This window comes from Nocardioides kongjuensis (genome assembly GCF_013409625.1).
Classification (GTDB): domain Bacteria; phylum Actinomycetota; class Actinomycetes; order Propionibacteriales; family Nocardioidaceae; genus Nocardioides; species Nocardioides kongjuensis.
The window spans coordinates 5,566,876-5,592,020 of sequence record NZ_JACCBF010000001.1 but is presented as its reverse complement, the minus strand read 5'-3'; the positions used below and the strand labels follow the sequence as shown (position 1 = coordinate 5,592,020).

Below are 25,145 nucleotides of genomic sequence, written 5' to 3'. Positions count from 1 at the left end.
GCGACCTCGACGTCAGATGGTGCGCCAGCCGGTGCTGGCGCCGTTGTCGCAGCGGACGTCGAAGACGACGTTCGAGCCGACCCAGTTGCCGGCGGAGTTGGTCTGGGCGTTGCCCTGTGACCAGGTGAACGGGGAGGACCCGCCGGCCTGGTAGAACACGCGACACGTCGTGGTGGCCGGGAAGTCGTGTCCGGTCGTGAGGATGTAGTAGCACGTGGCGCTGCAGGCGACCTGTGCTCCCGTGCAGGCTGACGTCTGGCACGAGCCACCCCGGGTGACGGTCACCGTCGGCGCAGCAGCGGGTGTCGTCGCACTCGCCGCGGCAGCCTGCGTACCCCGGTTGGAGGGCTGCTCCGCCGTGGCGCCCGAGTCGGTGAGCGTGACCTGCAGGTTCCGGGTCTGGCTGTAGCCCACGCTCAGGGTGCCGGTGCGGCTGAACACGCCGGAGAAGGATCCGCTCCAGATCTGCGTGCCGTTGGCGGTCACGGAGACAGTCACCGGCTTGCCGTTGCCGGAGCCGCTGATCGACCACTCGACGTCCTCGCCGTTCGCGCTGGCCGAGATCGACGGCTTCGCGAGCGGGCCGTAGGGCGTGGTGGTGTCGCTGGCCCACGGACTGCACACGCTGCGGGCCTGCACCAGGCAGGTCCGCACGTCCACGCTCGCGACCGAGCCGTTCGTGAAGGTGGCAGGTGCGACCAGGAATGAGAGCCCCGTCTGCCCGGACGCGGGCACGGCAGCGGGCTCGAAGCTGCCGCAGGACGGTCGGCACTCGACGACCTGGTCCCCGACGGCGGGCGAGACCGCGAAGTCGGCCCGGACCTGCCTGTCGGCCCCGGTGGCAGCGATGCCGAGACCGGTCACCCCCGACGGCGCCTGCCAGGCCGAGCACGACCCCGCGGCTCCGCTGCCGGCGTAGCCGACCCGCGCCTTCTCCCGCCTGCCCGTCCGCGGCGAGATCCACTCGACCAGCACCCTGGCCCGGAACTCGCCGTACGCCGTACCCGCCGGCACGTTCGCGAAGGTCTGGCCGATGGTCTTGAACCTCGTGACGAACTTCCGCTTGACCTTCGCCCGGTTCTGGCGGAGCGGACTGTCGACGTGCGTCCACGCACCGCCGGCGGCTCGTCCCTCGAGGGTGGTGGTGACCCGCACCCACTGGGCGGTGTAGGTGCGCGCCCACCTGCGGGCCATCTTCACCCGGACCTCCGCCACCCCCATCAGGCTCAGTGCACCCTTGTCATACACGCAGGCGCCAGGACCCAGACGCATCGCGTACCCGCCAGCGGCGGCGTGCGCGGGTGCGCCCGGGAGCAGGACGGTCGTCGCCGTGCCCGTCAACGTGACGACGGCGACCAGGACGGTCGCCAGGACGGTGCGCATCCGGCGCTGTTCGGTCATGACGAGGTCGCGATCGAGGCGGCGTGGTCGGTCAGCATGCCGAGGAGCTGGGGCAACGCGCTCGGCGGCACGGCCTTCTCGGCCGTCACCGTTCCCGCGGGGTCGAGCACGTAGCCGGTGATCGTGCCGGCACTGACCACGACGGCCTTGCTCTCCCTCTCGGTCACCAGCGCGACGCAGAGGCGCTCGCCGCCACCACCCGACAGGGCGGCGGACGTCAGGCCGACCAGGAGCTCGGTGGCCTCGGCGCGCGACGACTGCCGGAACGCGTGGATCCCCGCCGCCGTGGTCGTCTCGACGAGCCAGCCCGGCGCGTACCAGTACAGGTCTGCGGAGATGTCCCACGACACGCGGTCGAAGGCCTCGTCGCACAGGTACACCGCGATCCGCCCCTCGGCGTCGAGCACCGAGTCGCGGAGCTCGACCAGCTGCGGTGTCGACTCGCCCGCCTCCGAGAGCAGATCACGGACCCGCAGGGACCGCTGCCCACGCAGGACCGCGCGGATCGCGTCGTCGGGCCGGACCATCGGCACCGTGGGCAGGGCACCGGGCCAGAACGACTCCCGGTCGGCGGCCAGGGCCACCACCTCGTCGTCCGTCAGCAGAAGGTCCACGTCGTCCTCCTCATCCGAAGACCTTGGTGAAGGCATCGGCGTAGTCGTTGCGGGAGTCCCAGATCGCCCTGCCCCAGTCGGCCGGGGAGGCGGTGACGATCGCCTTGATCCCGTCGGCGCTCCAGTCGACCTGAGTCGTGGCGATCCGCCCGGTCTCGGTCCATGCCTGCAGCCCGGCACCGGCGATGTAGGTGATCGGGGTCTTTCCCGCGGTCTTCAACCCCGTCGCCGTGAGCGAGAGTCCGTTGTAGGCGACGTCTCCCCCGTTGCCTCGCGCGGCGCCGTCGGCCATGCCGAACAGGCTCCCCGCACCGCTCACGACGCCGCCGACCTTCCCGACGCCGCCCGCGATCCGGCCGCCGCTGGCGATCAGTCCTCCGTGGGCCCGCAGCGCCGGGTGGATCGCCTGCAGCACCGGACTCTGCTTGAAGCGGGTGAACGCCGCGGGTACGTGGAGGTTGTCCGCGCCCCGGATGATGGCTCGCCAGCCGTCCGTGTACCGACCGCTCACGCCGGCCTTCGCGACCGCGGCGAAGGCGGTCATGCCCGTGGTGACGAGCCCCGCGGGTCCGAGGACACTGCCGGCGGCGTCGAACAGGGACCTCGTGCTCGTGCGCAGCGTCCCGAGCGGGTCGGCTCCCCCACCCGAGCCCGCGAGGCCACTGGCCCGCTCCTGCTCCTGGACCTGCTGCTCCAGCCGGGTCGCCACCTGACTCACCATCTCCTGGGCCGCCTGCAGGCCCGGCCGGTGCTGGGTGTTCCACCAGCCGTGGAAGCCGTGCGCATCGTCGCCGTCCCACAGCGCCAGCGCCTGGTCGACGGCCGCCTGGACGGACGCGATGACGCCGGCGAGCGTCGTCGCCTGAGCCTGGAGCCGATGGGCCACGCCGCGCACGGCGGCGGGGTCCATCCCCATGAATCCCGTCATGGCCTCACACCGTCGACTTCGGCCTCAGGTAGCCGAGGATCCCCCGCTGCTCGCCGTAGGTGTGGGTCACCTGATGGGTCACGGCACCCGTCGAGGTCGACGACGCGCGGCCATCGGTGTTCTGCTCGAGGGCGGTGAACCCTCCGTCGGTGACCGCGGTGACCACCCCGACGTGCCCGTACGTGCCGTTGCCCCACACCACCACGTCACCGACCCGCGGAGGACCGTCCCCAGCGGCGATCCGCTGGTAGTGGGCCGCCGCGCCGTTGGTTCCGTAGTCGTTGTAGATGTCCTTGGCACCGCCGGTGGTGGCGGCATGGATGCCCGGCCCGCCCACGACGTCGTGGTTGTACTGCGAGAAGACGTCGTAGCACTGGTTGCCGTAGGCCTTGTCGTAGTCGAGGTACTTGCCGTTCCACGTCGCGGCGAAGGCAGCCGTCTTGCGGTCGAGGTCGGTCTGCGGGGCGCCGGACGGCGCGCCGCCGCCCCCGGGGCCCTGGGGTGCGGCGCCGGGCCCACCCGTGGCGACGGGAGTCACGCCGCCGTGGCCCGGTGCCGCCCCTGCACCCGGGCCGGCCCCAGCTCCGCCGCTGACAGCGAGCTGCTCCTGCGCGTTGTTGAGCGCGGACTGTCCCAGCCCCTCGATCTGCTCGGTCACGGCGGTCAGCGCCGGTCGGTGCTGGTGGGTCCACCAGGCCTGGAAGTCGGTCGCGTCCTGACCGTCCCAGTTGCCCTGCAACGAGTGGACGGCCGACTCGACCGCCGCGGTGATCTCCCGCAGGTGGGCGGCGCGCTGCTTCAGGCGGGTGCCGATCTGCTGGACGATGGCGGGATCCATCCCGACGAACTGGTTCATCGTGTCTCTCTCCTTCGAGCTGTGGGCACGTCCCGGCGGCGTGGAGGCGGCACGACGTCCGCCTCCCACCGTCGAGCCGTGATCAGTGACCGGAGACCTGGCGCTGCTCGTGGGCGTTGTTGATTGCCGACGTGCCGAGACCGTCGATGGCGTGCTGGGCGCTGGTCAGGGCGCCCCGGTGCTGCTGGGTCCACCAGCCGTGGAAGTCCTGGGCGTCCTTGCCCTCCCACGCGGCCATCGCCTCGTTGACGAGGCCGTCGATGTCGTGGATCGCCTGCTGGATCTGGCCGGCCTGGGTCTTGAGGCGGTTGCCGATGTTCTCGACGAGGTCGGGGTCCATTCCCATGCGGGTCATGATGTTTCTCCTTGTTTCTAGGGGTTTCTCGTGTCTGCTCTGAGGTTCGGGTCGGCCGGTGTCGGCCTGGTGTGAATGCTGTCGGAGGTCGGGCGCGGCGTCGATGGGGAGAACTCCCCGCGCGACGGCGTCAGCCGGGCTGAGCCACCTGCACGACACGTGCCCTGCCGCCCACGACGTACAGGCCACGGCCCGGCGGGAACTCGTGACGATGGATCCGGCCGAACGGGACCTTGAACAGCGCGTGGCCGCTGTCCGGGTCGGGCTGCAGCGCCAGACCGTGCCGAGAGGCCTTGACCGCACCGAGGAAGCCCGCCGGCCCCGCGAGAGTGCTGAGCTCGCCCTCGACGACGAACCACTGCTCCTCCGCGTTGCAGGCCTTGACGAGCTGTTGGAGAGCCAGCTCGGCCGGGCTGTTGACGTGGTCGCCCGCGGACTCCAGGAAGACCGCGATCCTCCGCGCACCGCCTGCACCGATCCGGTCGGCCAGCTCCTGGGCGCGCCGCTCGATCTCCATCGTCCCGGAGGTCGTCGATGCCCAGCCGGGGAGAGCCGACACGACGCTGTGACGCAGGCCGAGGTAGTGCCGCTCGCCGTCCGGGTGGGCCCGGTCGAAGGCCTCGACGAGCGTGCGCAGCGCCGTGGACCGACCGCTCTGGACCGCACCCGAGAGCAGGAAGGAGCCCTTGGCCGGCACCCCGAGCGGCGTGAGCGTGTCGCCGGCGACGCCGAAGGTGACCAGACCCGGCGTCGTGGGCAGGGAGCCGAGGTGGATCCGATCGGGGAGGCTCTGCACCGGCGGCGCGACACTGGTTCCCGCCTCGCGCATGGCCTTCGCCAGCGACGCCAGCTCGGCAGCCTGGAGCACGGGGTCGGCGGACCCCCCGAAGACGGCGACCTGGACCTCCAGGTCGTCGACGATGCCCCGCCCCGGCGGGGACGTCGGCGTCAGCACGTCGGCGGGGACGGAGAGCATGCCGTACTCGTCCTCCGTCGCCTGCCGCAGGACGAGCCTGCGCTGCACCGCGGCGGCCATGCTCGGCGGCAGACCGAAGCGGGTCTCGGAGGTGAGGATCAGGTGGACGCCGACCGGCCGCCCCTCCGAGGCGATGCTCGTGAGCACGTCGATCCATCGGGACCGGTCGCTGGCGTCGTAGGCGGCCTGGAAGGCAGCCATCCCGTCCACGAGCAGCACCAGACGGGGCTCGTCGGCGTTCCCGCTCTCCTTGCGGTACTGGGTGAGCGTGCCCGCGTTCACCGCGGAGTAGCGGGCCGCGCGCTCGTCGATCTCGGCACGGACCCAGGCGAGCAACCGGGTCACCCGCTCGTGGTCGCCTCCCGGGATGATCGATCCCACGTGAGGCAGCTGCTCCAGCATCGCGAGCCCTCGCGATCCGAAGTCGAGACCGTAGACGTGACACGGTCCGCTCTTCATCGTGAGACCGGCTGCCACGGCCATGCTGCGCAGGAAGGTGCTCTTGCCCGCGCCCCCTGTCCCGTACGCCACCATGTTGCCGTCGCGGTCGGGGTGAAAGGCGATCGTCGGCTGCGCCTGGCGTTGCGGGTCGTCCGCGACCGCGAACGCGAGCTCGGTGTCGGTCGCGCTGCGGTGGACGCGCGCCAGCGACTGGGTGGCCGGCAGCGCCGGCTGCCAGACCTTGCGGGGCTCCGGCAGGCCGGCCGCGCGGTTCGCGTCCCGGATCTGGCGGACCACCCGCTTGATGTCGGTGGCGTCCTTGTCACGTGTCACCGGCTCACCGACCGGCTGCTGCCAGACGGCCGCGGTGAGCAGGGTGAGCTCCTGGACGAGGATCTCGGGGGCGTCGCCCTCCGGCGTGGTCCAGCCGCCGACGTAGCAGGACTGGAACGGGACCAGCCGCCCGGGCCCCGACTTCGACACGGCGCGCCCCGGGGTGTCGGGGTCGAACGCCGCTGCGTCGGCGGTGCCGAGGATGTCCGTCGAGTCCGCCTCGTCGGCCAGCCGCAGCGCGAGCCTCAGGTTCGTGTTCGCCCGCAGGCTGCCGGTGATCACGCCCGCCGGTCGTTGGGTCGCCATGATCAGGTGGATGCCGAGCGAGCGGCCCCGCTGCGCGATGTCGACCATGCCGTCCACGAACTCCGGCACCTCCTCGCGCAGTGCCGCGAACTCGTCGACCACGACGACCAGGCTCGGCGGTGCTCCGACGAAGCCCTGGGCCTCCAGCGCCTGCAGGTCCTTGGCATCGTGCTCGCGGAGCAGCTCCTCGCGGTACTTCAGCTCGGCGCCCAGCGACGTCAGCGCCCGCCGGACCATGTGCGGGCTCAGGTCGGTGACCATCCCGATGCTGTGCGGGAGCGGGTCGCAGTCCGCGAAGGCCGCTCCGCCCTTGTAGTCGACCAGCAGGAAGTTCACCCGTTGCGGACTGTGGGCGGCTGCGAGCGCCAGGATCCAGGCCTGCAGCAGCTCGGACTTGCCGGAACCGGTGGTCCCCCCGACGAGAGCGTGCGGACCGTCGCGCCGCAGGTCGAGGACGTGGTGGCCCAGCGTCGACTGACCGACCAGTGCCCGCAGGTTCCCGGGCTTGCGGGCGGGCGTCTCGGGCGCGTAGGGCCCGGTGAGGATGGAGTGGTTCTCGTTCCACCGTTCGATGACGGCGAGCAGGTCGTCGGCCAGCTCGTGGCCGAGCAGGCCCAGCTGCGACACCGACCGGGGCAGGTCGCTGTCGTCCGCGACCAGGGCCCCGACGTCGTGCAACGGGGCCAGCCGCCGGGCTGCGGCGGCAGCGTCGTCAGCGCTCACCTCGTCGAGGGCAACGGGTACGACGGCGCTGCCGCTCGTCACGAAGCCCACGGCGCCCGGCCCGCCGGCCGGGTCCACCGTGGCGAAGGTCTTGCAGCCCGAGGGCAGCAGCGCGGCCTCCGCCGCCAGCCACACGACGTGCACGCCGACCGGCGTACCCGCCTCGGAGACGGCGACCAGACGCGCGAACTCGGGACTGGTCGCGTCTGCCTCCGCGAGCACCACGACGCGTGGGAGGCTGCCCGCGCCGTCGCGGTCCGAGCCGCGAGCCTCGATCAGGTTCTCGAGCTGTGCGAGCAGGGCCAACGCGTCGCCGTTGGTCGCGGTGAGGTGGTTGCCGCTGATCGGGCTGTGCGCGGACGAGGCGTGCGGGAGCCACTTCAGCCAGTCCCACAGCGCCGCCGACTCCCCCGACAGGAAGGCGCAGAGCACGAACTCCGACGGTGAGCGGAGCGCCACGAGCTGCAGGCAGAGGCTGCGCGCCACACCGACGGTCAGGCTGCGCGGGCCGGCGACTCCCACGGGGCCCGCTGCGAGGTCGACGCTCACCGGAACGTCCGGGACCCGGGTCAGGGGCTCGAGGACCTCGCGCGCCCGGTTGCGGAGGTGGTGCGGCGCACGCGACACCTTCGGGTAGTCGACGACGGACCGGCTCGACAGCGCGCCCAGGCCGAGGCTGAGCTGCAGGAAGTCCGGCGCATCGGGCCGCCAGCTCCACAGCGCCGGGGTCAGGTTGCGCACGACGTCGAGGCACTCCGCCCCGCGGGGCAGCTCGCGGCGCCGTACCTCTCCCTCACGGACCAGCTCGGCCTCCATGTCGCCGCGCAGGCCCTCGAGGTCTGCCTCGAAGGCGGCCACCGCCTTCTTGAAGTCGCTCCGGTTCGCGAGCCTGCTCTCCAACGCCGTGCCGATGAGCATGAGGGGGCTGAGCGCGAGGAAGATCAGCGACCGCGCGTCACGGGTGACCCAGTAGAGGACACCGCCCATCAGCAACGGCGCCAGGAGGGCGATCATCGGGAAGCGCTGCGGCTTCGGACGCTCCGGGGCCTCGGGCGCCTCGTGCTCCAGCCCGACGTACACCGGCGCGAGCCGGGGAGCGCGGTTGAAGCCACCCGAGGCGGGCGTGCCGTCGCCGACCGGTCGGTTGACGACACGCACGGACAGCTCCGTCTCACCGATGGTGACGATGTCGCTGGGGCGCAGCGTCGCGCGCGGGACGCTGGCCGTTCCGACGTCGACGCCGTTGGCCGAGCCGAGGTCGATCACCTCGGCGACGTCGGTGATGTTGATGCGTGCGTGACGGCGCGAGACGAGCGTGTCGTTCAGCACCACCTCGCACTGCGGGTCGCGTCCGACGATCACCGACCCCTGGGCGAGCGGGATCTCCTTGCCGACGTCGGGCCCGTTGAGGATGCGGATGACGGCCGCGGCCGTGGCGGCTGCGACCTCGCCGAAGCGGGTTCCCGCCGTACCGAGGGACACGTGCGCCCCCGACGTGAGCGGACTGTCCGCGACGAGCACGTCGGGGTTCAGCGACAGGTTGTTCTGGCTGGTGAGTGTCAGCGTCGACCGGTGCTCGCTCGACCAGCCCGGACCGTGGGGATCCGAGGAGCGCAGGTGGTCGGCGAGGTCGCCCACGGTCGTCGCCGAGTCGATCGTCGCCACCAGGTCGACCGGCGTTCCCTGCGGCCGGTGGTAGGTGAACTTCAGCTTCACGCGGTCGCCTCCTGCGCGTCGGGACGGGGCAGCCGGCGGAAGGACGCCAGGCTCACGCGGGCCCTGACCCGCTGCCACCTGCCGAGGCCGGACAGCAGCTCGCTACGCAGCTGGTCGACCTGGTTCCAGTACGACGCCGCGGCCTCGTCGGTCGGGTCGGTCCTGCCGAACACGTGGCGGTCCGCGGAGCGCGCCAGGTCGGCGACGGCGGGCAGCCCGATCTGGACGGCCTGCTCACGACGGGTACGGCGTGCAGAGACCCCGTGGCCCAGGTCGCGCGCCGCATCGAGGACCTCACGCCAGGCCGCAGTGAGCCGGACTGCCGGAGCCCCCCGCGTACGGCGCCGGTTTCGCCGCCAGGCCTTGGCTCCGACGATCCCGCCGACGACCGCACCGGCGAGCAGGACCGGGATGCCGCCGTACACCAGGACCGCGACCAGCCAGCCGGGGAGGGTGAACCCGCCCTCGTGCTCCTGGTTGCCGTGCCGGTTGTCGTCGGTGGCGAGCGGGTCACCGCCGCCCGCCGGCGGGCGGACGGGGACCGGAGGCGGGATGATCTCGCCGGACGTGAGCTCCTGCTGTGTCGGTGGCTGGTCCTCGGGCGGACGCTCGCGGCTCATGAACGCCTCGGTGGGGAGCTCGTGCCAGACGCCGCCGGTGTCGCGGATCTCGAGCCAGGCCCGCATGTCCTTGCCCTTCACGATGCCGTCCGCCGGCACCTTGGCACCGACGACGACCCGTGCGGGAACACCCGCCTGCGTGGCGAGCAGGTTGAGCATCGCGGCGTACTGCTCGTCGTCCCCTGCGATCTGCTCGCCCTCGGCCGAGAACTTCGACAGCCTGTTGACCGAGTGCCCGGCGGGGTACTGCGCGCTGTTCTCGGCGCCGCCGTCCGTGTAGCGGCCGACGGACTGCATGTGCTGGGCGATCTTGAGCACCTGCTCGAGACCCGACCCGGCGTCGCCTCCCCATCGCTGGGCGACCGGCTGGAACTGCACGCCTGCCCGGTCCTCGGACAGGTTGCCCGAGGCCACGGAGAGACCGGCGGTGACCCGTTCCTCCTCGCCGGGAACGTGAGCGGTGAAGGTGTAGCTGTCGCCGGCCACCAGGCCCTGCGGGACGACGCCCGTGTCGGTGGCGAGGTTGTAGCGGAAGGTCTCGGCGAGGTCCTCCGCGCGGCTGCCGCCGAACTCGAGGTCCGTGACCGAGCCGGTCGTGGGGAGCCACACGTCCCTCAGCTCGCTGAAGGCGTCGGCGAGGGTCACCTTCGCCGTGACCTCGCGGCCCGGACCCCCGTCCCGGATGACCTCCCCCACGCGCTGGAAGCTGCCGGCGGCACCCGAGGTTCCGGGCGCCTGGTTCGCGGCTCCCCACACCGTGCCGTCGTACTGGTCGAGGGCCGCGAAGCGCAGCAGCGCGCCCTCGAGGTGATCGCCCTCGACGCGCAACAGCTCGCGGTCGTAGAGCTTCTCGTCCTCCTTGCCCTGCGGCGCGCGATACTCCTTGGTGAAGCGGCGGAAGCTCGCCAACGGCGAGGGGTACTGGCCGACGTCGAACGGCGGCACGACGACCGAGCGCAGCACGACCCGCTGGTGTGCGTCCGCGCCGGGCAGCACGGGGGCGACGCTGACCGCTGCCACCGCAGCACCGGCGACCAGCAGTGCGGCAAGGCCACGGCTGCGCCAGGATGCGCTGCCCTGCACGGCACGGCGCTGAGTACGGCGGGCGCGGACCGCGATCCACACGACGACCAGCGCGGCGAACGCGATCCCGATCGTGCGCAGCCGGGTGGGGGTCTGGATGCCGAGCAGGATGACCGCGGCGAGGTACGCCACGGGAGCCAGCGCGGGCACCCACGGCGAGCGGACCCGTCCGGCCAGCGCCATGCCGAGCGCGCCCGCCACCAGGCCCATCAGGTACGGCAGGGTGAGGAGGGGCCCGCCGTCCACCGGGGCGAGCGTGGTCAGCAGGTCCTTCCAGCCGTGCACGCTCTGGTCCGCGAGCTCGGTCAGCGTGCCCGGCAGCGGCAGGGCCGCGAGCGGGCCGTCGCTGTGCAGCGCGATCGCGCCGCCGAACAGGAAGAACGCGACCACCGCGAACACGGCGACCAGCACCGCCGGCTTGTCCAGGGCCTTGGCGAGGTGGGCGAGCAGGATGCCGAGCACCAGTCCGGCGCCCGCGGCGACGAGATAGCTCCATCCGTTGAACGTGTCGCGGAACCCGAAGGACGCCACGAAGCCGAGGACCAGCAGGAGTCCACCGTCGACGAGGGCCTCGCGGGGCAGCAGCCGGTTCATCCGATTCCCCAGTGCAGGAGCGGGGCCAGCTCCTCGAGCCTGCCCAGGGTGAGCAGGGGCAGGTCGCCGGCGGTGCGTACGGCGGGGGTCAGCTCGTGGTCGACCCGGACGGCCGCCTTGGCGACGTCGATGCCGAACTGGCCCGCGGCCCGTTGCAGCTCGACGAAGTCGGTGAAGGGGCCGGAGACGAGGACGGCGAAGCTCGTGTCCGGTGCGAGCCGGTTGGCCTCCCGAGCGACCGAGACCAGGGTCTCGGGGGACGGCTCCGCACGGGCGCAGGCGTCCAGGACGGCCTTTCCGACGACCTTCGAGGCCGCGTGGCGCCCCGAGGCGAACGAGGCGTCGTACTCGTCGAGCAGGGCCCGTACCAGCAGGGATCCCGCCACCGAGACGGCAGTCTCGTAGTCGTCGTCGGAGCGGTACGAACCGGGTCGGCTGTCGACGACGATCGTGAGGTGGCTGCGCCGGGTGTCGAGGAACTGGCGGACGAGGAGCTTCCCGTGACGCGCCGACGATCGCCAGTGGACGTGGCGAAGGTCGTCGCCGGGTGTGTACTCGCGCAGCGCGTGGAAGGCGAGGTCGCTCATCGACACGTTGTTGGACGTGACGCCCTCGAGGTCACGCATCAGGCCGGTGCCGAGCGGCTCGAGAGGCACGATCCGCGGGTGCACGAAGATCTCGGAGACGTCGGACCAGCCGAGGTCACGGCGGAACAGACCCACCGGGTCGCCGCGCACGCTGGTCGCCGGGCCGACGTCGATGACGCCACGCTTCTCGGTCGGGACGACGAAGATCTCCTCCTGGGTCCCGCCCGGTCGCATCAGCGGGTAGGAGAACGCGACGCCGCCCTCCCCCACCGGCAGCTCCAGGACGAAGGGCAGAGCCGGCGTCCGGGCCTTGTTGACGACGCTCAGCGACCCGGCGACGGACTCGCCGACGCTGACCCGCGGCGGCTCCACCGCGACCCGCACCTCGAGGTTGGTGCGGCCGATCATGAACAGGGCGCAGATCGCCAGCAGGACGAGCCCGGTCGCGGCGAGCAGGGTCATCTCGTCCCAGCCCAGCCGCCAGCCCAGGATCCAGGCCACCACGGTCAGGGCGAGCACTCCCCGACCCGCCGGGGTCAGCGTCCGCAGTGCGGGGTCGACGCGGCGCCGCGCCGTCCCGAGCAACGCGCGGAGGCGACCCGCGACGCCCCGAAGTCGGCCCACCACGTCAGGCGACGCGCTCGGTCGGCGGGGCGACGTCCTCGAGGAGCTGCGAGATGACCTGCTCGACGGTGACGCCGTTGAACTGGGCCTCGGCGTCGAGGAGCAAGCGGTGCCCCAGGACCGGGACGGCGAGGTCCTTCACGTCGTCGGGCACCAGGTGGTCACGGCCGTCGGCGAGGGCCCAGGTCTTCGCGACGCGGACATAGGCCAGGCAGCCACGGGCTGACAGGCCGAGCTTGACCTGCGGGTGGCGGCGCGACTCCTCGGCAAGGCGCGAGATGTAGCCGACGATGGCGGCGTCGACGTGGACACCGTCCGCGAGCTGGCTCATCTGCGCCACCGTCGACGCCGTGATGATCGGCTCCACCGTCGCCGCGCGGTCGCGGACCTGCGAGTCGAGCAGCAGGCGCACGGTCGAGTCGTGGTCCGGGTAGCCGACCGACGTCTTCATCAAGAAGCGGTCGAGCTGGGCCTCGGGCAGGCGGTAGGTACCGGCCTGCTCGATCGGGTTCTGGGTCGCGATCACCATGAACGGCCGGCCCACCGAGTGGGTCGTGCCGTCGACGGTGACCCGGCCCTCCTCCATGACCTCGAGCAGGGCCGACTGCGTCTTGGGCGAGGCCCGGTTGATCTCGTCGGCGAGCACGATGGTGTGGAAGATCGGGCCCGGGTGGAACTCGAAGGCGCCCTTGTGCTGGTCGTAGACCGTCACACCGGTGACGTCGGACGGCAGCAGGTCCGGCGTGAACTGGATCCGGGCGTTCGAGCCCTGCACCGTGTTGGCCAGCGCACGGGCGAGCTGGGTCTTGCCCGTGCCCGGATAGTCCTCGAGCAGCAGGTGCCCCTCGGTCAGCAGGCAGGTCAGCGCCAGACGGACGACATGGCGCTTGCCGAGCACGGCCTTCTCGATGTTGTCGGCGAGCTTCTCGAAGGTCTGCGAGAACCAGGTCGCCTGCTCGTGGGTGATGCTCATCGCTGCGCTCCTCATGACTTCATGTCAGCTAGTTGAGTGATCCGGTGCCGGAGGCTTGGTGCCCTTGGTTGTCGGTGCAGGTCACCGTGACCCAACCGTTCTGCTGGACCAGACCGGTGTTCCTGGTCTCGTTCGCGCCTTGATCCCACCGCTCGTAGCCAGCGAAGTCGGTGCCATAGGTCCCCGCTGTGACGGCGCAGTGAGCCGTGCTCGTGAAATCGGCCGTGGTGACGATGATCGACGGACAGCCGGGCGACACCTTGCAGACCGGAGAACCGACCGCGACAACCCTGTTCGCGCCCTTCGAGACAGTCACCCTTGCCGGCGGAGACGGTGTGGTCTTGTTGCCGGAGGACGTCTGCTGGGAGCCGCGATCCTGGTTCTGCTCGGTGGTCGCGGGCGAGTCGTCGAACTTCACAGTGAAGTTGCGTGTCTGGTCATACCCCGGGCAGTACTGCCCGCTGTAGCCGATCGTCCCGTTCCCGCTCCATGATCTCGAGTACCCGCTGGTCGAGACCGTCACGGTGGCCTGCTTGCCATTCGCGTCGGCGCTCCCGGTGAAGTTGAAGCACTGATCACTCGTGGAGACGGAGATCGACGGATTGCCCAGTGGCCCGAAGGGAGTGGTCGAGTCCTGCACCCACGGGCTGCAGGCCAGCGCCGAATCCGCTGCGCCGTTGCAGGTCCGCACCCGCACGACGGCAGTCGACCCGTTGGCACCTGCATTGACGGTGAAGGTCACTCCGGACTGCCCACCGGTACCGACCGTTGTCGGCGAAAGGCTGCCGCAACCCGGTTGGCACTCGATCTTGTTGGTCTTGCCGTGCGAGGCCCCCACGTTGAAGGTCGCCCTCACCTGCTGGTTGGTGCCGGTCGCGACGACGTTCATCCCCGTCACCGTCTCGGGAACCGCGGCCGCCTCGACCGTCTTGGGCGCCGAGGTCGCCGAGGTGTGGAGGTCGGGTGCGTCACCGCGACCCGAGGTCGCCTCGGCGTTGCGGGCTCGGACGACGTAGGAGTAGACCGTGCCGTCGTTGCCGAGGGTGTCCGCGCAGCTGGTCGCGGTGATCCACGAGCAGACCACCTTCGACGAGCCGCCCGCGGTGCGGGTCACCTCGTACTGCACCGGGTCCGGACCGTTCGCGCCGACAGCACCCCACGAGATGGTCACCGCCTTGTTGGCGCGACCGGCCGTGTCGGAGGTCTGCGGCGGGTTCAGCGCGGGAACCTCCGGCTTGCCGGCGCCCATGCCGGTCACCGAGGACTTGGGGCCGTCACCCTGCTCGTTGTAGGCCCAGACCTCGAACGTCACGTTCTGGCCGTTGTCCGGGATCTTCGCGGTGTAGCTCCGCGCGCCCGAGGGGACGGCCTGGATCGCGCCTGCACCGGGCCAGCTGATCCGGTACTCCTTGATCGCCGAGTAGCTCTGGTCGGCAGGCGGCGACCAGGACAGCTCGACCTCGCGGTCGTGCTGCTTGGTCACGGTCAGTCCGGTCACCGCGTCCGGGACGCGGTCGGGCTTCGCCGTCACCGCGTTGCTCGGCTTGCTGTCTCCGTACTGGTTGTGGGCGACGACGGTGAATGTGTAGTCCTTGCCGTTCTTCAGGCCGGAGATCGTGCAGGCGTTGCTGGGGCACGAGGTCGTTCCGCCGCCGTACGACACGGTGTAGCCGTTGATGGTGCCGCCGTTGGCCGAGGGCGGGCTCCACAGCAGCTTGACCTGCTCGCTGTACGTGGTCCCGTCGGTGTGCAGGTCGGTGATGTCACCCGGTTCGGACACCACCGACAGCGTGATGAGCGCGGTGGCCCGCGGCCGGGTGCTGCCCTTCACGGCGCCGTCGTCGGCGAGAGTGACCCGGAAGGTGTAGACGCCGAACGCCGACGGCGTCATCGAGACCGTGGTCCCGCTGATCGAGGTGGTGGCGGACCCGCCGGCCGGCGTACCGACCTTCTCGACCCCGCCCACCAGGGCCCACTTGGCGTTGCTGCCGAACGGCGATCGGGCGTACGACGCCACGTCGACGCTGACCGCCTTGCCGGCCTCGCCCTCCGCGGTCATCGGCCGAAGGCTCGGCGGCCCGGCCAGCACCACCCGGACGGGCAGCGTGGGCTTGCGGCCCGCGTTGTCGCGGATCTCCACACCACGGGCACCGATCTCGAGGACCCCGGTGGCGTCCTGGGCTGCCTTCACGCCGGCGGTCAGCTTCACGCGGCCGCCGTCGGCGATGACGGTGACATCGGCCGGCTTCTGGCCGTCGGCCCAGTCGGCCGTGTAGTCGACGTCCTCCGCGTCCGTCGGGTCGGCCGCCCAGACGTGGCACACGCTCCCGATGTCGACCGACCGGCTGACGCCGCCCTGGACGACGACGATCGGCTCCTGCGGGCAGTTCAGGACCGGATCGCCCGATCCGATGGTGACCGGCACGGCCAACGTGGCGAGGTGGGCGGTGGCGAGGTCCTTGCCATCGGCGACCTCGAAGGTGACGGCGCCGGGGCCGTAGGCGTCCTTCGTGGCGGAGACGACGAGCGTCTGGTCGCTGTCGGGAGCGGTCGCCTGCAGCTTTCCTGCAGGAGCTCCGACGATCTTGTCGGCGAGGGTGAGGTGGACCTCCTGGCCCTCGGGGTCGACCACCAGGTCCGAGATCGGGACCTCCTTCGTCTCCCCGGGGTCCAAGCGGATCTCCGCACCCGGCTTGAGGTACGGCGTGTCCTTCGGCAGCGCCGGCACGTAGATCGATGCCGTGGCGGTCGCCCCCTCACCGTCGACGACGGTGAACGGGACCACCTGTGGGGCCTCTCCCACCGGGATGGTGACCTTGCCGGACTTGGAGAAGGTCATGTCCGAGGCGGACTCCACCTGGACCGGCCTGCCCTCGCCGTCGATGTCGTACGCCGAGGCGAGGACGTCGACGACGACCTCGGCGGAGTTCCCCTCCGGCCGCGCGTAGGCGTCCTCGACGACCGGCGGGTTGTTGTAGCCCTCCACGGACCGGATCGACAGCTCGGCGCTGGACTCCTCGAAGCCCGTGGTCACCCGGTAGGGGACGACGAGCGCCTTGCGCGTGTTGTCCGAAGCCGTCGCCCGCACCAGGGCCGTCTTCTCGTCGATCGACACGCCGTCGGGCGCAGCCTCGAGCGGCAGCAGCTCCAGGCCGGTCCCGGGGGTGCGCAGGTCGTTGGCGAGGACGTCGACCTCGACCTTGCGGCCAGGCGCCGCGACCACCACGTCGTTGACGGCGACCGGCGCCTGGGGCGCTCCGGCCGGCGTCACGGCGACGCGCGCAGAGCCGACCGCGACCGCGCCGTACCGATCCTGCACCCGGAAGGTGAACTCGTCGGTGCCCTGGGAGCCGGGGAACGCCTGGTAGACCATCGAGTCGGCACCGAAGCTGAGCAGTCGGCCGAGTGTGGGTGCCTTGTCGATCCCCACGATCGTGATCGAGTCGCCGTCCGGGTCGTTGCCCGTGAGCGGCGGGCGCAGGGTGACCTGGTCACCCTGGACCACGCGCCCCTCGATCGACCGCGGTGTCGGCGGCTGGTTCGGGCTCTCGTCGGTCGGCTCGGGATTGACCGTGACCCGGAGCGTCCCGGTGGCGGACGGGATGCTGGGATCGGCCTCGTTCTGGACGACGTACTGCACGACGACGTCCGTCGGTCCGTCGACCTTCCCGGCAGCCGGAGCGACGTACCGCACGTTGCGGCCGCTCACGAAGGCCCTGCCGATCGGCCGGTCGACAGGCAGCTCGCCGAGGGGCAGTCCCTCCGACGGGAGGATCCGCAGCCCGACCGGGTCACCGCCCGGCGTGGAGTCGTTGTCGAGCACCGGTACGACGGCGCTGTCACCGACGCGGACCACGACCTCGTCGTCGGTCGGGATCGGGATGTTCTGCTCGGGCGGGATCGGATCCTTCTGCGTGACCGCGACGGTCGACTTGGCCGCGCCGCTGCCGTTGCTGACCGTGTACTCGACCCGCTGGCCGGGCGGCATGCCGACCGGTCCGCTGATCCGCAGCCAGCGACCGTCGACCACGGCGACCTCGAGACCGCTGTCGGGATCGACCGCACTGGCCTGCTGCACGGCAAGCATCCGGCCCTTGGGGTCGTAGTCGTTGGCCAGGACGTCGACGACGATGGGCGCCGCGCCGTGCACCGTGGTGCTGTCGGGCGCGGCGATGGGGAGGTCGCCCTTGTCGCTGGCCGGGTCGACGACGACGGTGATCTTGCCGTTGCTCCGCGCCGCCGCGCCGAAACCGGCGGCGTAGGTGAGCTGGTAGGTGCCGGGGCGCTGGGCCCGCACCGTCACCCGGCCCGACTCGAGGTCCGTGGCGACGTCCAGTCCCCGGGTCGGCGCCACCCGGCCGGCCAGCGTGAGCCGGGCCTGGGCGTCGCCCGGGTCAGCGCCCGGGATGTCGTTGTCGAGCGGGAGCACCGAGATCGGTCCCCCGGCCTCGCCCGACACGACGTCGGGCAGCGCCTGGGGCGACACGGCCTTGAGGCTGTCCTTGGGCAGGATGTCCAGCACGACGTAGCCGGACGCCTTTGCCTGGCCCCCGGTCGAGACCTCGTAGGGCAGCCGTACCTGACCAGCGGCTCCTGCCCCCTGGACCCGGATCAGGCCGTCAGCGGTGACCGACGTCTGGATGTCCTTGGGGGCGTTGCGAATGCCGTCGAGCGACACCGGGTCGCCGTACTGCTCGTCGCGCCAGTCCGCCAGCACCGAGAACTCGACATGTCCGCGCGCGGACATCGGGTACGTCGTGGGCACCGCGTCCTTGCGGAGGGTGGGTGCGGCCGAACCCGGGTCCGAGGTCGCCTTGACGTCGATGTTGACCGTGCCGTCGGCAGTGGAGTCCTTGCCGCCGCTGCCGTCGCTGATGGAGTAGCCGAACGTGAGGTTGCCAGGTCCCGACGGGGGCAGGGTGAGCAGCACCGACTGCCGGTCCGGGGAGACCTGGACCTGCACGGTCTTGTCCGCCGGGGGGGTCACCTTCGTGACGGTGAGGACGCCGCCTCCCGACACGAGGTCGTTGTCGAGCACGTGCAGAACCGTGGTCCCGCCCGCGCGGGCGCCGAGGTTGTCCGTCTTCGCCTGCGGCGCCTGACGCACCTGCTCGGAGTCGGTCTTCTTCTCGTCGTCCTGCGAGTCCTTCGGCTGCTGGGGCTTGATCGCCTGCCAGTCCGCGATCTGCACCGGCTGGGCCGCGTTCATGCTCCACACCGCCCCCGTGCGGACGTCGTTCAGGACGAGCTGGTTGCGGTTGGTCCGGAAGACCAGCTCCGCCGCCGGGGTGAGCTCGAAGCTGTTCGGGCCCTCGGGATCGGCGCCGTCACAGGCCATGCCCGCCTGGCCGGCGGCATCCTGCGCCCACACGCCGAACACGCACGGCCCCATCCGCACGGGCGCCACCGGCTGACCGGAGCCGATGTCGATCCGCCGGACCTTGCCGTCGCCGAGTCCCACCGCGACCAGGCCGGAGTCCGTGGCGACCATGACCTCGTCGGACGCGCTGCCCGGCTGCTGGAGCAGGACCTGCCCCTCCTTGACTGCGGTCGCGTCGGCGAGCTCCACCGCCCCCGTCCCGGGGATCAGCAGGCGGCCGGTGCCGTCGAGCACGACCGGCGTCCCACCGACAGCCGTGATGCCGGCGACGCCGCCCTTCGGCTTCTCCACGGCGACCGCGGCGGCCTTCGCGAAGCCGGTGCCCTTGGGCACCATCTCGACCACCTTGCCCGTCGCTCCCGAGGCGGCGTAGACCGTGCCCGTCGTCGAGGCGAGCACCTTCGCGTCGGCGCCGACCGCGGCCCGCGGGTCGGACTCGGCGTTGAGCTCGGACAACGACGGCACCCCGCCGTCCGCATCGACCCGGGTCGCCCAGACCTTGCCCTTGTCCGGGTCCACCGCGGCGAGCGAGCCACCCGCCAGCGACGCGGGCCCGGCGGCGTTGACCGCCGAGTCCGGAACCGCCCGGCCGGTCGCGACGTTCACGGGGGTCAGCACGGAGCCGTCGACGCTGACCACGGCCGAGCCGTCCTGCAGGACGTCGGGCAGCGCGTTGGCACCGGCGTCGACGTACGCGTCGAGCTGCTCGACAGGCATGTTCTGGCGGCCGATCGCGTGCTCTTCCTGGTTGGTCACCCACACGCCACCGTCGTTGAGCTCGGCACGGTGCACCGTCTGCCCCTCCGAGCCGATGGCGTAGACGAGCAGACCGCCTCCGACGGCGGCCAGGGCAGTCCAGGACGCCAGCGAGGTGCGGTGCCGGCGCACGTAGGCACGCGGTCGTCGGAGCGACACGATGGCCACGCCAGATCCCCCTGGAAACCGTCGACGGCCGGGCCGAGAACGGGCGGCCCGGATAGCGAGCCGCACGTTAGCGACGGCGACGAGTCACCCGGCGAGGAACGGCCAACTTCGGACGTCCTCAGATCAGAGGACACCGGAGGCCGTAACCCGCACGGATTCGGGACATCGCCTGCAGATCGGCCCTTGGCGGTGCCACGATGAGCCGCTGCTGGAAACGTCGGCACCGCCGACCGGGACGTGGGGGTAGGTCGCGCTGGACGTCACCATCGAGCTGGGTGCCGCCAGCCACACCGGTCGCGTACGCCGGCTCAACGAAGACGCGTACCTCGCCCGGCGCCACCTCGCCCTGGTGGCCGACGGCATGGGTGGCCACGCCTGCGGCGACGTCGCCAGCGCCTTCGCCGTCGAGGCGCTCGCTCTGATCGCCGACCGCGAGCAGCTGCGTCCGGAGGACGTCCAGGAGGCGATCGAGCGCGCCAACGCCACGATCCTCGACGCCTCGCGGGAGCCCGGCCGCAGCGGCATGGGCACGACCCTGTCGGGTGTCGCCCTCGTCGACTTCGGCGGCAGCCCGCACTGGCTGGTCTTCAACATCGGCGACTCTCGGGTGTACCGGATCGCCGGGGGCACCGCCTCCCGGCTCACCGTCGACCACTCGGAGGTCGCCGAGCTCGTGGCCCTCGGGAAGATCAGCGAGGAGGACGCACACCATCACCCGCTGCGACACGTCATCACCCGCGCGCTCGGCAGCGACCCCGCCCCGGTGGCAGACGTGTGGATCTTCCCGCTCGCACCTGCAGGCGACCTGTTCGTCGCCTGCTCCGACGGGCTGACCAACGAGCTCGACGACACGCGCATCGCCGCCATCGTCGAGGCCGCCCGCGGGCCCCGTGACGCGGCCGCAATGCTGGTCGAGGCCGCAGTCGAGGCCGGCGGGCACGACAACGTCACGGCCGTGGTCGTGAGCGCACCACCGACCACCGACGACGACCTCGAGGTGGCCACCACACCGAAGGAGCACGTCCGATGACGCTCGAGGGCAGCTACTCCCCCGGCACCTGGACCGCCGTGACCACCCCGTCCGGCTGGCTCCTCATCGACCTGCGCGTCACCGACGCCCGGGTCGCCGACGCCTGGCAGGTGCTGCGCCGCGCCGGCTCCGTCGACGAGGTCCTCGACGTGCTCCTGCACCAGGGCTTTGAGGCGCTACCGGGCTTCGCGCTCGTCGTACCGGTGAGCGAGGGGCACCGGGCGATCGTGCGCCGACCGGCGAGCCTGGCGCTCGACGGTCCCCACGGCGCCGAGCACGTCGGCGAGCTGCCCGGCACCTGGCTGGACCGGGTGCTCGTCGGCGCCTGGGACCGCATCGAGCTGCGCAACGACGGCGCGCATGACGACGGGCCCTCGCTGCCCGTGGGGTTGGGCATCACCCAGGCCGACCGGATCCTGCTGTCCGCCGCATCCGAGGACGACGCCCGTGCGCCCCGGCCCGAGCCGGAGACGGAGCCGACACCGGAACCCGAGGCGGAGCCGGAACCCGAGGCGGAGCCGGAACCCGAGGCGGAGCCGGAACCCGAGGCGGAGCCGGAACCCGAGACCGAACCGGAGGAACCGGCCGAGGAGCCGGCCCACGACTACAGCGACCTGTTCGCGGGCACCCAGGACCGCGACGCCTTCCTCGCCCGCCTCGAGGCCGAGGAGGCCGCGCCCCAGGAAGACGTCGAGACCAGCACGGACGACGGGCAGCCGGGTGGCGATGCCCCGGAGCCGGAGGAGCTGGTACCAGCGGTCCGGGAGGTGACCGTGGTCTGGGACGACGACCATCCCGACCCGCTGCCCGCGCCAGGACCTCCCCCGATGGCCGACGGCCTCATCGACGGCCTGCCCTGGCTCACCGGCACACCCGCGACGCCGACGCCGGCCGACCCGACGCCGGGCGACCCGACGCCGGCCGACCCGCCGCCGGCGGTCCCCCCGCCAGCACCGGCGCTCGCACAGCTCGTGGACGCCGACCCCGAGGACGAGAGCACCCAGCTGACGATGAGCCGGGCCGACCTGCTCGCCGCGATGCGCACGCCGGAGATCGTGGGACCCACCGTCACGGCCGTGCGCTGCCCGCAGGGGCACCTCACGCCGCCCTACGACGACAGGTGCCGGACCTGCCAGGCCCCGGTCGACGGCGGAGAGCCCCAGGAGGTGGCCCGACCCCCGCTGGGTGCGTTGCGGCGCGAGCACGGAGCTCCGATCACCCTCGACCGCGACGTCGTGATCGGACGGGCGCCGCAGGCGACCGCGAGCCGTGCCGCCAACCAGCCCAACCTGGTCAAGATCGCCGACCCGGGGATCAGCCGCAACCACGTCCACGTCAGTCTCGACGGCTGGCAGGTGCTGGTGCGCGACCTCGGCTCGTCCAACGGAACCGACATCGAGCTCCCCGGGCGCGAGCCCGAGAAGCTGCGCGCGCAGGAGGACTACGTGATCGTGCCCGGCACGGTGATCACCCTCGCCGGCGACGTACGACTGGTCTTCGAGGTGTCGGCGTGAGCGCCGTCCGGCCCGGTCCCGACCTGCCGGGCATGCGGTGCATCGAGAAGCTCGGCTCGGGCGGCTTCTCGGACGTCTACCTCTACGAGCGCGACCAGCCACGGATCAAGGTCGCCGTCAAGCTGCTCAAGTCCGACCTGCTCGACGAGCGGCAGCGCCGGCAGTTCGCCGCCGAGGCCGACGTCATGGCCGACCTCGCCGAGCACCCGTACATCGTCCCGGTCCTCGGCGCGGGCACCTCCGACGACGGCCGTCCCTACCTGGTGATGCGCTACTTCCCGCCGCCCGACCTCGGTGCCCGGGTCGCGAAGGAGCAGATGTCGGTCCCCGAGGCCTTGAAGACCGGGATCCAGCTCGCCAGCGCCGTGGAGACGGCGCACCGCAACGGCATCATCCACCGCGACATCAAACCCGCGAACGTCCTCGTCAGCTCGTACGGCGTGCCCGCGCTCAGCGACTTCGGCATCGCCGGGCGCGGCGACCGGGGCGAGGACGACGACAACCTCGGCGTCTCCATGCCGTGGTCGCCCCCCGAGGTGCTGACCGGGCACTCCAACGGGTCCGCGGCATCCGACATCTACTCCCTCGCCGCCACGATCTGGCACCTCCTGGTCGGCCGGTCACCGTTCGCGGTGACCGGTGACAACGGCGAGCGCGCGCTGTTCGGCCGGATCCTCCACGGGAAGGTCCCCTCGACCGGACGGGCCGATGCTCCTTCGAGCCTGGACCGTCTGCTCCAGCAGGCGATGTCGAAGGATCCGGCGCACCGGCCGCGCACGGCCCTCGAGCTGGCCCGGCACCTGCAGCGGGTCGAGCAGGAGATGCGGCTGGCCAGGACCGAGATCGTCGTCCTCGAGACGGATCTCCCGGCCGACGAGGATGCGGCCGCTGCGATCCGGGCCCCCGCCCCGCCGAGCACGCCGCCGGCGCCGGCCCCCGTGGCCACGCCCTCCGGGCCGAGCCCGGACGAGGGCGTCACGATGCTCAAGCGCGCCGTCACGGTCCGCCCCTCCGTCACACCGTCGCCTGCTGCCCACGAGGCGCTGACCGAGCGTCGCCCGGTCCGCGCCACCCCGGCACGCCCGGCTGCGGTCACCGGCGAGGAGACCGAGCTGCGACCCCGGGTGGCCTCGCCGACGCCTCCTCCCGATACGGCGCTCCAGCCGACCCCCACCCGTGCGGGCGTCAGCCCGAAGGTGCTCGCGACGGCCGCGATCGCCGTCCTCGCCGTGGCTGCCGTCGTCATCGGCGTCCTGCTCTCGGGCAGCGGCGAGCGCACACCGCCGTCGGCGACGCCGTCCGCTCCGGGCCCGACCGACCTGGGCAACGTCATACCCGCCGCCGTGGAGCCGACGATCACCGCTCGTGCCCAGGCCGACGGCGTCCTCTTCGTCGCCCACGGTGCGCCCGCCGACGCGGAGCTGAGGTGGAGCGTGAGGCAGCCTGACAACCAGTACGTCGCCGCGACGGCTGGTCCGGACGGACTCCTCGTGCCGATGACCACGCCGGGCACGGCCTGCGTCCAGCTCAAGGTCGCGGTCGACGGAGCGCTGACACCGTACGAGAAGTGCCAGGCATGGCCGTGAGCGACGCAGTGGCCGCGACGGTCGACTTCTGCGGCGAGCAGCACACCGTTCCCCTCGATCGGGCGCTCGTCCTCGGTCGCGACGGTGACATCGCCATCGACGACAATCCCTACCTGCACCGGCGGTTCCTGGAGATCGGGTTCGACAACGGCCTGCTGTGGCTGGCCAACGTCGGCAACGCGACCTCGGCCACCATCGCCGACGAGCACGGCCTGGTCCAGACCTGGCTCGCGCCAGGCGCACGGATCCCGCTGGTCTTCGCACGCACGGTCGTGTGGTTCACGGCTGGTCCGACGACGTACGAGTTCGAGGTCCTCAACGCGGTGCCGCAGTTCGTCCAGGCCGCAGAGCTCGAGGTCACCGACGGGCAGACGACACTGGGCCGGGTCGCGCTGACGCCCGACCAGCGACTGCTGATCGTCGCCCTCGCCGAGGACATCCTGCGCAGGGGACAGCGTGGAGCGGGATCGATCCCGCACTCGAGGACCGCAGCAGAGCGACTCGGGTGGACCACCACCCGCTTCAACCGCAAGCTCGACAACGTGTGTGAGAAGTTCACGCGCCTCGGCGTGCGCGGCCTGCACGGCAGCAGCGACCGTACCGCGAGCAATCGGCGCGTTCGGCTGGTCGAGTACGCCCTCGCGGCACGCGTGATCACGGCGGACGACCTGGTGCTCCTCGACGGACTGGACGCGGCGCCGGCGGGATGACGCGTTTCGTCAGCTGCGCCGCAGGTAGGAGTCGAGCGCCCGCTGCACGACGTCGGTCGGCGTCGTGCGGTGCTCGCGGGCCCACTGCTCGATGCGCTGCTGCTGGGCAGCGCTGAGCCGGACCTCGCTCACCGCGGAAGCGGGCGTCTCGATCCGTTCCCGCACCCGGCCGAAGGCACCGAGCGCGACCAGCACGACGCTGCCGAGCACGTCGAGGATCGCCAGCACGCCGAGCAGCTGCCAGTACCCGTCGTCGGGCTCCGAGGCGCTGACGATCGGCCCGATGGCGAGGATCGCGACGAGGGCGCCGGCCAGGCCCGTCAGGCCGAGCAGGGCGGCGAGCCCGCCGGGCTCCCTGCCGGGCCGCAGCACCAGGGCGATGAGGAGGGCGAGCTGGGCAGAGGTTCCGGCCAGGATCGCGCTGGTGCCGAACAGCCGCAGCAGGTCCTCCCAGCGCCCGTCGTCCCACGCGTTGTCGCCCCAGGTCAGCGCCAGCGCCGCACCCGTCGCGACCACCGACGCGGCCGCCCCGAACCACGACACCGGCACCCACGGGTGCCCGGCCAGCGCCAGCAGGCACAGCACGACCGTGGACTCGACGCCCACGATCACGGTGGTGAGCAGCACCCGGGCCTGGTCGTCACCGAACTCGCCGCTGAGGAGGGCGAGGATCCCGAGCAGCGCGGCGAGGCTGAACGAGCCGATGACGACAACGATGACGAGACGACGCAGATCCTTCATGGCTCCACGGTGCGCCCGGGGCGAGGCCGGTCGCCTGAGTCGTCGTACGCAGTCGGGGTGGCTCGTTCGGGTCAGGCAACGACGCGGCCCCCGTCCCGCAGCTGCGGGACGGGGGCCGTCGTGGGGCTGG

The 25,145-nt window shown here is 71.9% G+C and carries 15 protein-coding genes; 4 read left to right on the top strand and 11 right to left on the bottom strand.

All coding sequences use genetic code 11. From position 1 onward, the window contains the following. Window positions 1-12: 12 nt before the first annotated feature. The 10 genes from BJ958_RS26765 to BJ958_RS26720 all read right to left on the bottom strand — a co-directional run bounded on the left by BJ958_RS26765 (window position 13) and on the right by BJ958_RS26720 (window position 19,434). On the bottom strand, window positions 13-1,401 hold the full coding sequence (locus tag BJ958_RS26765; protein ID WP_179729791.1) for a hypothetical protein: 1,389 nt from the start codon (window positions 1,399-1,401) through the stop codon (window positions 13-15). Then, complete coding sequence (locus tag BJ958_RS26760) at window positions 1,398-2,015, bottom strand: hypothetical protein (protein WP_179729790.1); 618 nt, start codon at window positions 2,013-2,015, stop codon at window positions 1,398-1,400. Before BJ958_RS26760 ends, BJ958_RS26765 begins: the two co-directional genes overlap by 4 nt. A 10-nt stretch (window positions 2,016-2,025) precedes the next feature. After that, window positions 2,026-2,943: a WXG100 family type VII secretion target gene (locus BJ958_RS26755; protein WP_179729789.1), complete on the bottom strand. Its 918-nt coding sequence runs from the start codon at window positions 2,941-2,943 to the stop codon at window positions 2,026-2,028. Window positions 2,944-2,947: 4 nt separating this feature from the next. Beyond that, the gene (locus BJ958_RS26750; RefSeq protein WP_179729788.1) at window positions 2,948-3,799 is read right to left on the bottom strand and encodes a CHAP domain-containing protein; all 852 of its coding nucleotides are present in this window, start codon (window positions 3,797-3,799) and stop codon (window positions 2,948-2,950) included. Between the two features lie 82 nt (window positions 3,800-3,881). Beyond that, window positions 3,882-4,154, bottom strand: a complete 273-nt coding sequence (locus BJ958_RS26745; protein WP_218865986.1) for a WXG100 family type VII secretion target — start codon at window positions 4,152-4,154, stop codon at window positions 3,882-3,884. A 130-nt stretch (window positions 4,155-4,284) separates the two neighbouring features. Further along, complete coding sequence (locus BJ958_RS26740) at window positions 4,285-8,649, bottom strand: FtsK/SpoIIIE domain-containing protein (RefSeq protein ID WP_179729787.1); 4,365 nt, start codon at window positions 8,647-8,649, stop codon at window positions 4,285-4,287. Next, window positions 8,646-10,946, bottom strand: coding sequence for a transglutaminase TgpA family protein (locus BJ958_RS26735; protein ID WP_179729786.1), 2,301 nt, complete (start codon window positions 10,944-10,946; stop codon window positions 8,646-8,648). Before BJ958_RS26735 ends, BJ958_RS26740 begins: the two co-directional genes overlap by 4 nt. Further along, on the bottom strand, window positions 10,943-12,157 hold the full coding sequence (locus tag BJ958_RS29280) for a DUF58 domain-containing protein (RefSeq protein WP_179729785.1): 1,215 nt from the start codon (window positions 12,155-12,157) through the stop codon (window positions 10,943-10,945). The genes BJ958_RS26735 and BJ958_RS29280 overlap by 4 nt, the downstream gene beginning before the upstream one ends. Before the next feature lie 4 nt (window positions 12,158-12,161). After that, window positions 12,162-13,130 (bottom strand): AAA family ATPase, encoded by a 969-nt coding sequence (locus tag BJ958_RS26725; protein WP_179729784.1) that lies wholly within the window; start codon window positions 13,128-13,130, stop codon window positions 12,162-12,164. Window positions 13,131-13,158: 28 nt separating this feature from the next. Further along, the gene (locus BJ958_RS26720; protein WP_179729783.1) at window positions 13,159-19,434 is read right to left on the bottom strand and encodes an Ig-like domain-containing protein; all 6,276 of its coding nucleotides are present in this window, start codon (window positions 19,432-19,434) and stop codon (window positions 13,159-13,161) included. Between the two features lie 253 nt (window positions 19,435-19,687). Between BJ958_RS26720 and BJ958_RS26715 the strand changes: the two genes are divergently transcribed. The 4 genes from BJ958_RS26715 to BJ958_RS26700 are packed head-to-tail and all read left to right on the top strand — an operon-like array spanning window position 19,688 to window position 24,274. Further along, the gene (locus BJ958_RS26715) at window positions 19,688-20,464 is read left to right on the top strand and encodes a protein phosphatase 2C domain-containing protein (RefSeq protein WP_179730413.1); all 777 of its coding nucleotides are present in this window, start codon (window positions 19,688-19,690) and stop codon (window positions 20,462-20,464) included. After that, entirely contained in the window at window positions 20,461-21,978 is a 1,518-nt protein-coding gene (locus BJ958_RS26710) for an FHA domain-containing protein (RefSeq protein ID WP_179729782.1), read from the top strand. The genes BJ958_RS26715 and BJ958_RS26710 overlap by 4 nt, the downstream gene beginning before the upstream one ends. After that, the gene (locus BJ958_RS26705) at window positions 21,975-23,564 is read left to right on the top strand and encodes a protein kinase domain-containing protein (RefSeq protein WP_179729781.1); all 1,590 of its coding nucleotides are present in this window, start codon (window positions 21,975-21,977) and stop codon (window positions 23,562-23,564) included. Before BJ958_RS26710 ends, BJ958_RS26705 begins: the two co-directional genes overlap by 4 nt. Continuing rightward, a complete protein-coding gene (locus BJ958_RS26700) occupies window positions 23,561-24,274 on the top strand; it encodes a hypothetical protein (protein WP_218865985.1) in 714 nt (237 codons plus the stop codon). Before BJ958_RS26705 ends, BJ958_RS26700 begins: the two co-directional genes overlap by 4 nt. 9 nt (window positions 24,275-24,283) lie before the next feature. Here BJ958_RS26700 and BJ958_RS26695 read toward each other — a convergent pair whose 3' ends face one another. After that, window positions 24,284-25,015, bottom strand: a complete 732-nt coding sequence (locus tag BJ958_RS26695) for a hypothetical protein (RefSeq protein WP_179729779.1) — start codon at window positions 25,013-25,015, stop codon at window positions 24,284-24,286. Between the last annotated feature and the right edge of the window lie 130 nt (window positions 25,016-25,145).

What these genes read in the sequence shown, in the direction of transcription:
- BJ958_RS26765 (WP_179729791.1), bottom strand. Translation starts at nt 1,401, where the DNA reads ATGACCGAACAGCGCCGGATGCGCACCGTCCTGGCGACCGTCCTGGTC.
- BJ958_RS26755 (WP_179729789.1), bottom strand. Translation starts at nt 2,943, where the DNA reads ATGACGGGATTCATGGGGATGGACCCCGCCGCCGTGCGCGGCGTGGCC.
- BJ958_RS26750 (WP_179729788.1), bottom strand. Translation starts at nt 3,799, where the DNA reads ATGAACCAGTTCGTCGGGATGGATCCCGCCATCGTCCAGCAGATCGGC.
- BJ958_RS26745 (WP_218865986.1), bottom strand. Translation starts at nt 4,154, where the DNA reads ATGACCCGCATGGGAATGGACCCCGACCTCGTCGAGAACATCGGCAAC.
- BJ958_RS26735 (WP_179729786.1), bottom strand. Translation starts at nt 10,946, where the DNA reads ATGAACCGGCTGCTGCCCCGCGAGGCCCTCGTCGACGGTGGACTCCTG.
- BJ958_RS26725 (WP_179729784.1), bottom strand. Translation starts at nt 13,130, where the DNA reads ATGAGCATCACCCACGAGCAGGCGACCTGGTTCTCGCAGACCTTCGAG.
- BJ958_RS26710 (WP_179729782.1), top strand. Translation starts at nt 20,461, where the DNA reads ATGACGCTCGAGGGCAGCTACTCCCCCGGCACCTGGACCGCCGTGACC.
- BJ958_RS26695 (WP_179729779.1), bottom strand. Translation starts at nt 25,015, where the DNA reads ATGAAGGATCTGCGTCGTCTCGTCATCGTTGTCGTCATCGGCTCGTTC.